The organism is Fusobacterium sp. JB019 (genome assembly GCA_030673965.1).
In the GTDB taxonomy this organism is placed as follows: Bacteria; Fusobacteriota; Fusobacteriia; order Fusobacteriales; family Fusobacteriaceae; genus Fusobacterium_B.
The window spans coordinates 143329-154984 of sequence record JAUTCN010000002.1; the positions used below are offsets into that span (position 1 = coordinate 143329).

An 11656-nucleotide genomic window follows, 5' to 3' on the forward strand; every position below is an offset into this window, starting at 1 on the left:
GTTTCAAATTCTGGGAGTTATTTGATTATAAAAGATAGAAAAAGCAATAAAAAATGGGAGTATAAATTAGATAATAATCAGTTTTCAATAGGATATAAGCATTCAGTTATGAAAACAGAAGCTGAGGAATTATTTAAGGTTGATAATGAGGGAGATATAATTTTATGGGAAACTATATATAAGGATTACGGGGTTGGGCTACCTTTTCTTCCTGAAGATGGAAAGTTAGAAATAAAAGATGGTGATTTTGTTTTAAAAATGAATCGAAGTTTTAAGGAAATTAATATGACTATTTCTCCATTAGCAAAACATTATTTAAAAATAAATAATAAAAAATATATGTTAAGTAAATTATTAGATGGGAAGGTAAGAAGTATAAATTTAAAAATTAAAATATAAGGGTGAGGTATATGAAAGAAAAAATAACAAAGTTAGAAGAAGAGGTTAAAGTTGATGAACTTATGGCTAAATATGATAAGGGTTCTAGATATAGAGTTCTATCAGGAGTTCAAGGTAAAATTATAACAAGTCTATTGTTTTGTTTTACAATATTTCAATTATACTATGCAATAAGAGGTGGAATAGATGCCATGATAGCAAGATCTATTCATTTAGCCTTTGGACTTTCAGCAGTATTCTTTTTATATCCAACAAATGGAAAAATGAGCAGAAAAAAATTACATTGGTTTGATTGTTTATTAGGAATAACAGCTGCAATATGTTGTCTGTATATAGTTGTCTTTTACAAAGATATAGTTATGAGACAGGGGTTAATAAATAATGTTGATATGATTATTGGAGGAATTGCAATAATTTTAGTTTTAGAAGCAGCAAGAAGAGTTATTGGACTTCCTATGGTTATAATATCATTAGTATTTATAATTTACGCTCTTATTGGAAGAAGTATTCCAGGTCCTTTAGGTCATAGAGGAGTTAGAATTGGTGGATTAGTTCAACATTTATTCTTTACTACTGAAGGAATATTAGGTTTACCTATTCAAGTTTCATCAACATTTATTTTTATGTTCTTATTATTTGGAGCATACTTAGAAAAGACAGGAATGGGAGAATTTTTTATACAATTAGCTAATTCCATTTCAGGAGATTCTCCAGGTGGACCAGCAAAGGTAGCGGTAATTTCAAGTGCTTGTATGGGAACTTTATCAGGAAGTTCTGTTGCTAATGTTGTAGGAACAGGAAGTTTTACAATTCCTATGATGAAAAAATTAGGTTATAAGTCAGAATTTGCAGGAGCAGTTGAGGCAACAGCTTCTACAGGGGGACAATTAATGCCTCCTATAATGGGAGCAGCAGCATTTTTATTAGCAGAAATTACAGGAGCACCTTATTCAAAGGTTATACTAGCAGCTTTAGTTCCAGCAGCTTTATATTATTTGGGAGTATTTATAGGAGTTCACTTTGAAGCTAAAAAATTAGGATTAAAAGGAATTCCAAAAGATCAGATACCAAAGATATCATTTGTTCTAAGACAAAGAGGACAATTAATTATACCTATATTTGTAGTTGTAGCTTTACTAGTAAGTGGATGGTCTCCAATATATGCAGCTTTAGGGGCAGTTGTTTCAACAATACTTTGTGCAGCTATAAAAAAAGAAACAAGATTATCTTTTCAAGATTTGTTAAATGGAATGGTTCAAGGGGCTAAAAGTGCATTAACAGTAATAGCAGCCTGTGCTTGTGCAGGAATTATTATAGGAGTAGTAACTAAAACAGGTTTAGGTTTAAAAATGGGATCTATTTTAGTAGGAATAGCAAAGGGAAATTTAGTATTAACTTTATTCTTTACAATGTTAACTTCATTAGTACTGGGAATAGGAGTTCCAACAACAGCAAACTATGTAATAACTTCTACAATTGCAGCTCCAGCAATATTAATGATAAAAGATGCATCAGGAGCTCAATTAGTTCCAGTATTAGCAGCTCATTTATTCGTTTTCTATTTTGGAATTATAGCAGATGTAACTCCTCCAGTTTGTTTGGCGGCAGTTGCAGCTTCAGGAGTTGCAAAATCAGAGCCAATGAAAACAGGTATGCAAGCAACAAGGCTTGCAATTGGAGCTTTCTTAATTCCTTATATATTTGTAATTTCTCCAGAACTAATATTAATAAATCCTAATATTAGTATAGTTCCAAAATTAATAACAGCAGTACTTGGGATGATTTGTGTGGCAGTTGGATTAACTGGTTATTTTAAAAGAAATATGAATATATTTGAAAGAGTTTTATTAATAGGAGCAGGAGTTTTAGCATTGAATACAGGATATTTAAGTGATGGAGTAGCTATTGTAATAATGGTTGTAATTTATTTACTTCAAAATAAAGGAAGTAAAAATTTAAAAAATACAAATATTTTAGAAGGGGGAATTTAATGAAGAAATTTATATTATTTTTATTAATGGCATTTAATTTAACAGTTTTTGGGACAACGTATATTAATATAGGGACTGGGGGAACTGCAGGAACTTATTATCCTTTAGGAGGAGCTTTAGCAGAAATATGGAATGGGAATTTAAAAGGAGTAAATGCTACTGCAGAATCAACTGGAGCTTCAGTTGCTAACTCACAAATGTTAGGTAAAGGAGATATAGATTTAGCTATAATTCAAAATGACGTTGCTTACTACGCTGAAAATGGAATAGAATTATTTAAAAATAAAATAGATGATATTAGAGGAATGGCTACTTTATATTCAGAACCAATCCAATGTATTACTACAGATGGAAGTATTAAGTCTATAAAAGATTTAAAAGGAAAAAAAGTGGCACTAGGTGCAATAGGAAGTGGAGTTTATTGTAATGCAAAACAAATATTAGATGCTGCAGGGTTAACAGAAAAAGATATAAAACCTCAATATTTATCTTTTTCAGAAGCAGCAACAGGATTAAGAGATAGACAAATAGATGCAGCTTTCATAGTTGCAGGTGTTCCTACTTCAGCAATTGTTGATTTATCAACTCAAAGAGAAGTTAGAATAGTAAATATAGATAAGGATCTTGCTAAGAAATTAAAAGAAAAATATTCTTATTATACAGATTATGTAATTCCAGGTAAAACTTATAAAACTCAAAAAGAAGATGTAAATACATTAACTGTTAAATCAATGTTAATTGTTAGTTCTAAAGTTAAAGATGATATGGTTTATGATATGTTGAAGACAATGTTTGAAAATACTGATAGAATAAAAGCTGCTCATGCTGTTGGAAAATATATTACAAAGGATACAGCATTAGATGGAATGAGTATAAAATTACATCCAGGTGCAAAAAAATATTTTGATGAGAATGGAATAAAATAAACTTTTCTCTAATTAGTGTAAAAATACTGTGAACTGTTTAGTTTGCAGTATTTTTATTTTATTGAAATTTAGTATTTATTAGGGTATAATTAGTAATATAAAAAACATAATATTTAAGAGGGAAATGATGGAAATTAAAAAGTTTGAAATGTCAGAAAGATATATTTTAGGAATAGTATTAGCTTTTGTTGGAGGATTTTTAGATTCTTATACCTTTGTTAGTCGTGGTCAGGTTTTTGCCAATGCTCAAACGGGTAATATGGTGCTTTTAGGAATGGAACTTTCCAATAAAAATTATATAAAGGCAGGAAGTTATTTAGCTCCAATATTAGCCTTTGTTTTAGGAGTTTTGATATCAGAATTTGTTAGAACAAATCATCCAAATAAAATGTTGCATTGGAGACAGTCAATTGTTATTTTTGAAATAGGAATGTTATCTTTAGTGGCTTTTATTCCTATGGGAGATTATGATATAGTTGCTAATGTAATTGTTTCTTTTGTTTGTTCTTTACAGGTAGAAACATTTAGAAAAATGCATGGAAGAAATTATGCAACTACAATGTGTACAGGAAATTTAAGAAGTGGAAGTGAATTATTATATAAATTTTTTCTAACTAAAGATGAGTTTTCAGTAAAAATGAGTTTGAAATATTTTGGAATTATTCTAATTTTTATTTTAGGTGGTATAACTGGATTTGAATTAACAAAAATATATTTAGAAAAAACAATATTTTTAGCTTGTTTTGGTTTGAGTATAGTATTTTTATTAATGTTTTATAAGTTAGAAGAGGAATAGAAAGGATTAATATGAAAATAATAGATAAAATAAAAGAGGAAAGAGAAAAATACTTTGGAGATGAGCTTCCAATTGAGAAGAAATTATATTACACAACTTGTGTATTAGGAATTGTTTCTTCTTTTTCAGGTTTTTTATCTTCTACTTTTGGTGGAACTTTAAAAATAGGAATAGTTGTAAATTTTTTAATATTTTTATTTGTTACAGGAATGTGTATATACGGATTTATTATAGAAGATTCTTATAAAGGTTCAATTTATTTGTGTTTAATTTTAAATTTTTTAATATTTCCTCTTATGTTTTTCTTTACAGGGGGAATGAAAAGTGGGATAGTAATATATTTTGTTTTAGGAACTTTTTTAAGTGGAATTTTATTAAGAGGTATCATGAGAACAATGATTTCAAGAATAGTTATTGTTTGGTATGTGGTGATAATAAAAATATCATATGATTATCCTATCTTAGTTTTCAATGTTTCTGACGAAGTTAAATTAAGATTTATTATTACAAGTTTTGTAATGACATCTTTATTTATATATTATACAACTAAAATTTTTATAAAAAGTTATATAAAAAATCAAAGAACAATATCCGAGTTAAAGAAAAATTTATAATAAAGAATCAAAATACAATCTAATGGAAGGTTGTATTTTTTATTGGAGGGAAGAATGAGGGAAAAGGATAGGAAATTTGAATCACAAGTTTTAAGCACAGCTTGTTTAGCTGGTAAAATACTTCTTTTAAATGGTTCAGAAACTGATAGGGTAGAAAAATCAATTTGCGATATAGTGGAATATTATGGATATATTCCTCAAAGTTTTGTTATTTTAACCTGTATAATAATTTCATTAAAGGATAAGGAAGGAGAAATAATTTCCTTAGTTGAAAGAGTTCAAGGAAGAGGGACTAATTTAAGTAAAGTTCATAAGGTTGATACCTTAATAAAAAATATTGATAATTATTCCTTAGAAGAAATGACTAGATATTTAGAAAAAATAGAAACTAAAAAATCATATTCTTTTTTAGTTAATATACTAGGAAGTTGTTTAGGTGCTAGTTTTTTTACAGTTCTTTTTAAGGGAAATATTTGGGATTTTTTCATTGCTTTCATAGGTGGTGGAATAATTGCATGTATTTGTCAAATTCAAAAGATATTTAAAATGGGACCAGTTTATACTAATATTTTATGTGGATTAATAACTTCAATATTAGTAATAATATGCTTAAAATTAGGATTTATAAATGATATAAAAGTTCCAATAATATCAATTCTTATGATAATGGTACCAGGAGTTCCCTTTATAAATTCAATTAGGGATATTTTTTCTGGAGATTTAGTGACAGGATTATCAAGATTTTCAGAAGTAATATTAGTAGGATGTTCTCTTGCTATAGGATCAGGAATTGCAGTTAAATTATTAAATTTTTAGGAGATAATTATGTTAAATATTATAATACAAGTGATATCAGCAGGAATAGTAACTTTTGGTTTTGGACTTTTATTTAATATAGAAGGTAAAAACTTAATTCATACAAGTGTAGCAGGTTGTTTAAGTTGGTTATGTTATTTATTATGTAAAAAAGCTGGTTTAGCAGAAGAAATGGCTTATTTTTTAGCCTCTGTGATAATAGGTCTTTATTCAGAAATAATAGCCATGCAATTAGAAGTGCCGAGTAATAATATTTTAATTGCAGCTCTAATTCCTCTAGCTCCAGGTGGAGGAGTATATTATACTATGCAAAATTTGATTTATAAAAATTATTTAGCTTCATTTCAAAATGGAATACAAACATTTTTATTAGCAGGGTCAATGGCTTTAGGAGTTATAACTGCAATAGCTATGTTGAAATTTTATAAATATATGAAGGTTTGGAGAATAAATGGATAAGAAAAGTTTTTTAAATTTTATGAAGGAAATGGATCAAGATAAAGTAGTTAAACTTTGGGAAGATATAAAATTAAGTGAAGAAATTGATTATCCTATTGAGACTACTGAATTTTACCCTCCAGGAATATGGACAAAATTATTAAAGATTAATGTTAATGGAATGAAGTTTTTAACTAAGGGATTAACAGAAAATTCAGAAAAAAAGAATATCTTTATAATTCCAAAAGATTATATTGGAGAAGAACCTAAATTTAATTTAACATATTTTAAAATTAATGGTAAAAACAAGTTTAAAAATCTTTTACACAAAGATTTTTTAGGGACAATTATGAGTTTAGGAATAAAAAGAGAAATATTAGGGGACTTGATAGTTGAAGATAATATTTGTTATGGAGTTATTTTTAAAGAAAATTTTAAAATTATCAAAGATATAGATAAAATATCCAATGTACCAGTGAAAATAGAAAATACTTTAGAAGAAGAAGTTCCATCTACAAAATATAAAGAGATAGTAATTACAGTAATGTCTTTGAGATTGGATTCAGTTATTTCTAGTATGCTTAATTTATCTAGACAAAAAGCAGTTGATGAAATAAATAAAGGAAATATAATGTTAAACTATGTGATAAATAAAGAAAAAGCTTCTGAAGTGAAAGAAGGAGACATTATATCAGCTAAAAAATTTGGTAAATTTTTAATAGAAAAAGAAATTTCTATAAATAAAAAAGGGAAATTAAGAATAAGGCTAAATAAATATATATAATTATGTTATAATTAATTTAAAATCATATGAAAAGTGGGGGGAAATATGAATAAAAAAAGCATTAAATCAATATTAATAGTTGTTATTTATACTTTTATTGTATTCAATTTTTCTTTTGCAAAAAAATATCAAGATATAAAAGTAGGTTTTTATACTATAGAAAATCAAATGGAAGAAGATTTATATGGAAATAAATCTGGATATAATTATTATTATCTTCAACAAATGAAAAAATATTCTAACTTTAGATATAAATATATTTATGGGACGTGGTCTCAGTGCTTGGAAAATTTAGAAAATGGGAAAATAGATATGTTGGTTGGGATTATAAAAACTAAAAAAAGAAAAGAAAAATTTAGTTTTTCTAAATATAGTATTGGAATGTTAGAGGGGGTTATGGTTGTTCCTGTAAAAGAAGAACAAGATTTTATATTTGATGATTCTAAAAAAATAGGAGCTCTTAAAGGGGAATTTTTAGGTCAAAAATATAAGGAAATAGCTAATAATAGAAATTATAAGAATGAAATTAAATATTATAATAGTTATAAAGAATTGTGGAAAGATTTCTATAAGGATAAAATAGATATAGCCTTAACTTATAACTCATCTATTTTATTAAAAAGAGAAAAAAGCATTAAAGTAGTTGAATACTTTAGTCCTAAGTTTACATATATAGCTGTAAAAAAAGGTAATGAAAAATTATTAAACGATATTAATAAATCTATTAAAAATATGAAGATATATAATAAGGATTTAATAAAAAACTATAAATATACAACTTGTGAAGGCAATAACAAAGTGTACTTATTTTTTAATGAGGAAGAAAAACAAAAACTTAAAACTATAAAAAAGATTACTTTTATTTCTCCAAATAACAGAGGTTATTATTCATATGGTAAAAATAAAGGGATAGATTATGATATAGCTAAATTAATTTGTGAGAAGCTTAATGTAGAGTTTCAATATAAAGTTGTACGTAAATATTTAAATCCAGATGAGATTAAAGCTTTAGATGGAGAAGTTGTTTTTTGTGGAAATTATTTTGATATGAATTGGTCAGAAAAAAATAATTTAAATTTAACATCAGAAATTTTAAAAAGAAGATATTATAGAATAAAGAAAGATAATGAACCAGTTTATTCTAAAAATAAATTGAAAATAGCAGCAGTTAAAAATAGTAATTTTACTAATAATTATATTAGAAGAAAATATAAACCATCTAATATATATTATTATAATAATACAAAAGAATGTTTAGATGCAGTTTATAATGGAGAATGTGATATAACTTATTGTGACAATTTAGTTGAGAAATATTATTTTAATAATTATAAATATAATAAATTATTCAAAGAGTTTATTCCTTTTGAAAATATGTCTTCCTTTATATTAAATGAAAATTCTTCTGTTTTTAATTCTATAATAAATAAGACAATTGCTTCTATAAAAGAAGGAGATATAAATCAAATTATTTTAAATAATTTAGAATATAAGCCGAAAAATAATTGTATTTTAAAATGGATTTATTTAAATTCAATGGAAGCTTTTTTAATAGGATTAGGATTAATATTTATTATTTTACAATTATTTTATTGTTGTAGAATAAAAAGAAAAAATAAATTAATTAAAAAAGTAACAGCTTTATCAAAAAAAGATTCAATGACTAAATTGTATAATAGAGAAAACTTTGAAAAAATAGTAACAGAATTATTAGCATCTAATATTTTAGTTGCAAAGTCAGCTTTTATTATGATGGATATAGATTCTTTTAAATCAATTAATGATAACTATGGTCATATAATAGGGGATAAAGTAATAATTAAAGTTACTAATTTATTGAAATCTAGTTTTAGAAGTTCAGATATTTTAGGAAGAATGGGTGGAGACGAGTTTGCTATATTTGTTCATGATTTTGATAAAAGAAATTTTATAAATTCTAAGATTGAAAGATTAATTAAAGATATTAATAATTGCATGATGAATGAAGAGGATGGGGAAAATAGAATAACAGTAAAATGTTCCTTTGGAATAGTTTTTATTGATAGTGATACAAGTTTTGAAAAAATTTATAAAGCAGCAGATGACGCTCTATATGAAGCAAAGACAAAGGGTAAAAATAAATATGTTATTTCAGATTAAAAAAGTATTCTTTAAAGAATACTTTTTTATTTTGTTTTAAAAAAACAAAAAAATTAAAATATAGTTGACTTTTATGAATATATAATCTATACCTATACTAGATATAAAAACTTAAAATTAAATAATTTATATAAGGAGAACTAAATGAGATTAATATTTGAACTTGATATTCCAAATAAAGAATTAGAATATAATTATAGAGTAATAATTTTATCTTTTTTAAAAAAATCATTGGAAGAATATAATTATGCTTTAAAGGAGATGGTTTATGAGATAGGAAATCAAAAAGAAATGACTTTTTCTCCTTTTTTTTCTGTTGAAAAATTAGATGATATACATAAGAAAATAATTTTAAAATCAGAAAAAATGAAAGTGTATATTTCTTTTAATGATTTTAATTTAGGATTTCATTTTTTTAATGCCTTGAATAAAATGAAAAATAAGAAATATGTTTATAAAGGTAAAGTATTAATATTAAAAACTGTCAAAGAAATTAAAGAAAAGAGAATAGAGGTTGATAGAGCTACTTTTAAATTAATGTCTCCAATGATTATAAGAGAAGGGATTGAAGATCATGAGAATTGTTATCATTTGCTAGATGAAAATGGAATAAATGTTTGGAAATGTAATTTAGTTAATTCTTTGAAAAATATATTTCCTGAAGAAGAGTTAAAGAAAGTAGAAATTTATCCTTTAGATGTAAAAAAAACAACAATAGATAATTATGGAAATAAAATTCAAGGTACTCTTGGTACAGTGATATTAACAGGGCATAGAAAAATATTAGAATATTTATATAAGACAGGTTTGTCAACAAGTAAAAACTTTATAGGTTTTGGAATGGCAGAAGTTTTATAAAAAATTAGGAGATGATTTTATGGGGGAGAAATATTATTTGTTTTCTAGTGGAAGATTAATTAATAATGGAAATATTCTTAAAAATATTAAGTTGAACAATGAAGAAAGAGAAGTGAATCTTGATGAGATCAAGGATATTTATATAATTGGAAAAGTAAAGATACAAGGGGCGTGTATTGAATACTTAAAAAAATTAAAAATATCTATACATTATTTTAATTCATATGGCTATTATAGGGGGTCTATTTATTCTAAAAGAAATAGTCCTTCAGATATTTCCTTAGTAAAGCAAGCCCAAAATTTATTAAATGAAAAAAAGAGAATTAAAATAATTAAAGAGATTACCAAGGGAATGAGTAATAATCTTTTAAAAAATATAAACTACTATAAATATAAAGGTAGAGATTTAAAAATGGAATTAATGGAATTAAAGTTTTTGAATGAAAAGATAGATATGTGTGAAAATATTCAAGAATTAATATGGATAGAAAAAAGTATTAGAGGAAGTTATTATAAATGTTGGAGTAAAATATTTAATCAAGATATTTATTGTGTTAAAAAAGAAAAAAAATTATCAACAGAATCAGTGAATGCATTAACTTCCTTTGTAAATAGTTTAATGTATACTACTATTTTTTCTGAAATTTCAAAGACAGATTTAAATTGTATAATGAATTATTTACATTCTGTTGGAGAAAGACATTTTTCATCTTACTTAGATATTTCTCAAATATTTAGACCGTTAATCGCAGATAAATTAATATTTTTATTAATAAATAGAGGAATTATAAAAAAAGAAGATTTTCAAAAGAAAGATGATTTTTGTTATATAAAAGAGTCAGCAAGAGAAAAGATTATTTACGAATATATAAAAAGAATAGAAAAACCATTAAAAAATAAAAAAATAACAAAGAAGATTAATTATAGGAAACTAGTAAATATTGAATGTTTTAAAATAATAGAATTTTTAAATGGGACTAAAGATTATAAAGCTTTTAAAATATAAATATAAAAATGTGTTGATTATTATAATCAACACATTTTTCTTTACATATTTTTTGCTTTATTTTCACAAGCTTTCATAGCCTGTATTATTGAATTTCTAAATCCATGTTTTTCTAACTCTATTACAGCGTCAATAGTTGTTCCTCCAGGAGAGCAAACCATATCCTTTAGTATTCCAGGATGAAGACCAGTTTCAAGAACCATTTTAGCACTACCTAAAACAGATTGAGCAGCAAATTTATAAGCAGTCTTTCTAGTCATTCCTCCAGACACTGCAGCCTCAGCCATAGCTTCAATTAATATAAAAATATATGCTGGTGAAGATCCACTTGTAGCAACTACAGTACTCATGATTTTTTCGTTAACTATTTCAACTTCTCCAAAACTATTAAAAATTTCTAAGACATAACTTAAATCATCCTTTGTTATATTTTCATTAGGAACAATAGCGCTCATTCCAGCTCCAACAAATGCAGGAGTGTTTGGCATTGATCTAACAATTTTAAGTTCTCTATTAAACATTTTAGAAATATTATCAAGAGATAAGTTAGGAGCAAGAGTTATAATAAGAGTTTCTTCTTTTATAATATCTTTAATTTCTTCAATAACTATACTATATACATTAGGTTTAACTGAAAGAATTAAAATATCAGAATTTTCTGCAATAAACTTATTAGATGTATTTCCCACTATCTTAAATTTATCAGATATTTCTTTTAATTTATCTTCATCCTTATCTGAAACTAAAATATTTTTACTGGGAACTATTTTAGAAGAAACAATTCCTTTAATCATTGCTTGACCCATATTTCCTGTACCAATAAATCCTATTTTTTTATTCATAATCAAGACCTCTTTTATATTATATTTTTCTTAATCATATCAAATAT

At 25.3% G+C, this 11656-nt stretch carries 12 protein-coding genes; 11 read left to right on the forward strand and 1 reads right to left on the reverse strand.

From position 1 onward, the window contains the following. The first annotated feature begins 21 nt into the window (after positions 1-21). The 11 genes from Q7K47_00895 (at position 22) to cas1 (ending at position 10767) form a co-directional block, all read left to right on the forward strand. A complete protein-coding gene (locus Q7K47_00895; GenBank protein MDP0505759.1) occupies positions 22-399 on the forward strand; it encodes a DUF1850 domain-containing protein in 378 nt (125 codons plus the stop codon). Positions 400-410: 11 nt separating this feature from the next. Next, a complete protein-coding gene (locus Q7K47_00900; GenBank protein ID MDP0505760.1) occupies positions 411-2390 on the forward strand; it encodes a TRAP transporter permease in 1980 nt (659 codons plus the stop codon). Continuing rightward, positions 2390-3316, forward strand: coding sequence for a TAXI family TRAP transporter solute-binding subunit (locus tag Q7K47_00905; protein ID MDP0505761.1), 927 nt, complete (start codon positions 2390-2392; stop codon positions 3314-3316). Before Q7K47_00900 ends, Q7K47_00905 begins: the two co-directional genes overlap by 1 nt. Before the next feature lie 127 nt (positions 3317-3443). Beyond that, positions 3444-4112 (forward strand): YoaK family protein, encoded by a 669-nt coding sequence (locus tag Q7K47_00910; GenBank protein ID MDP0505762.1) that lies wholly within the window; start codon positions 3444-3446, stop codon positions 4110-4112. 11 nt (positions 4113-4123) lie between these two features. Continuing rightward, entirely contained in the window at positions 4124-4726 is a 603-nt protein-coding gene (locus tag Q7K47_00915) for a hypothetical protein (protein MDP0505763.1), read from the forward strand. 54 nt (positions 4727-4780) lie between these two features. Continuing rightward, positions 4781-5542 carry a threonine/serine exporter family protein gene (locus Q7K47_00920; GenBank protein MDP0505764.1) on the forward strand — a complete coding sequence of 254 codons (762 nt, stop codon included), beginning with the start codon at positions 4781-4783 and terminating at the stop codon, positions 5540-5542. A 9-nt stretch (positions 5543-5551) separates the two neighbouring features. After that, entirely contained in the window at positions 5552-6001 is a 450-nt protein-coding gene (locus tag Q7K47_00925; protein ID MDP0505765.1) for a threonine/serine exporter family protein, read from the forward strand. Further along, complete coding sequence (locus tag Q7K47_00930; protein ID MDP0505766.1) at positions 5994-6764, forward strand: YlmH/Sll1252 family protein; 771 nt, start codon at positions 5994-5996, stop codon at positions 6762-6764. Before Q7K47_00925 ends, Q7K47_00930 begins: the two co-directional genes overlap by 8 nt. 45 nt (positions 6765-6809) lie before the next feature. Next, the gene (locus Q7K47_00935) at positions 6810-8903 is read left to right on the forward strand and encodes a GGDEF domain-containing protein (GenBank protein ID MDP0505767.1); all 2094 of its coding nucleotides are present in this window, start codon (positions 6810-6812) and stop codon (positions 8901-8903) included. 144 nt (positions 8904-9047) lie between these two features. Next, positions 9048-9761 (forward strand): CRISPR-associated endoribonuclease Cas6, encoded by a 714-nt coding sequence (locus Q7K47_00940; protein ID MDP0505768.1) that lies wholly within the window; start codon positions 9048-9050, stop codon positions 9759-9761. 19 nt (positions 9762-9780) lie between these two features. Further along, a complete protein-coding gene (gene cas1, locus Q7K47_00945) occupies positions 9781-10767 on the forward strand; it encodes a CRISPR-associated endonuclease Cas1 (GenBank protein ID MDP0505769.1) in 987 nt (328 codons plus the stop codon). Between the two features lie 41 nt (positions 10768-10808). Here cas1 and proC read toward each other — a convergent pair whose 3' ends face one another. After that, on the reverse strand, positions 10809-11609 hold the full coding sequence (proC, locus tag Q7K47_00950) for a pyrroline-5-carboxylate reductase (protein ID MDP0505770.1): 801 nt from the start codon (positions 11607-11609) through the stop codon (positions 10809-10811). Positions 11610-11656 lie beyond the last annotated feature (47 nt).

What these genes read in the sequence shown, in the direction of transcription:
- proC (MDP0505770.1), bottom strand. Translation starts at nt 11,609, where the DNA reads ATGAATAAAAAAATAGGATTTATTGGTACAGGAAATATGGGTCAAGCA.
- Q7K47_00930 (MDP0505766.1), top strand. Translation starts at nt 5,994, where the DNA reads ATGGATAAGAAAAGTTTTTTAAATTTTATGAAGGAAATGGATCAAGAT.
- Q7K47_00940 (MDP0505768.1), top strand. Translation starts at nt 9,048, where the DNA reads ATGAGATTAATATTTGAACTTGATATTCCAAATAAAGAATTAGAATAT.
- Q7K47_00915 (MDP0505763.1), top strand. Translation starts at nt 4,124, where the DNA reads ATGAAAATAATAGATAAAATAAAAGAGGAAAGAGAAAAATACTTTGGA.
- Q7K47_00935 (MDP0505767.1), top strand. Translation starts at nt 6,810, where the DNA reads ATGAATAAAAAAAGCATTAAATCAATATTAATAGTTGTTATTTATACT.
- Q7K47_00920 (MDP0505764.1), top strand. Translation starts at nt 4,781, where the DNA reads ATGAGGGAAAAGGATAGGAAATTTGAATCACAAGTTTTAAGCACAGCT.
- Q7K47_00900 (MDP0505760.1), top strand. Translation starts at nt 411, where the DNA reads ATGAAAGAAAAAATAACAAAGTTAGAAGAAGAGGTTAAAGTTGATGAA.
- cas1 (MDP0505769.1), top strand. Translation starts at nt 9,781, where the DNA reads ATGGGGGAGAAATATTATTTGTTTTCTAGTGGAAGATTAATTAATAAT.
- Q7K47_00925 (MDP0505765.1), top strand. Translation starts at nt 5,552, where the DNA reads ATGTTAAATATTATAATACAAGTGATATCAGCAGGAATAGTAACTTTT.
- Q7K47_00905 (MDP0505761.1), top strand. Translation starts at nt 2,390, where the DNA reads ATGAAGAAATTTATATTATTTTTATTAATGGCATTTAATTTAACAGTT.
- Q7K47_00910 (MDP0505762.1), top strand. Translation starts at nt 3,444, where the DNA reads ATGGAAATTAAAAAGTTTGAAATGTCAGAAAGATATATTTTAGGAATA.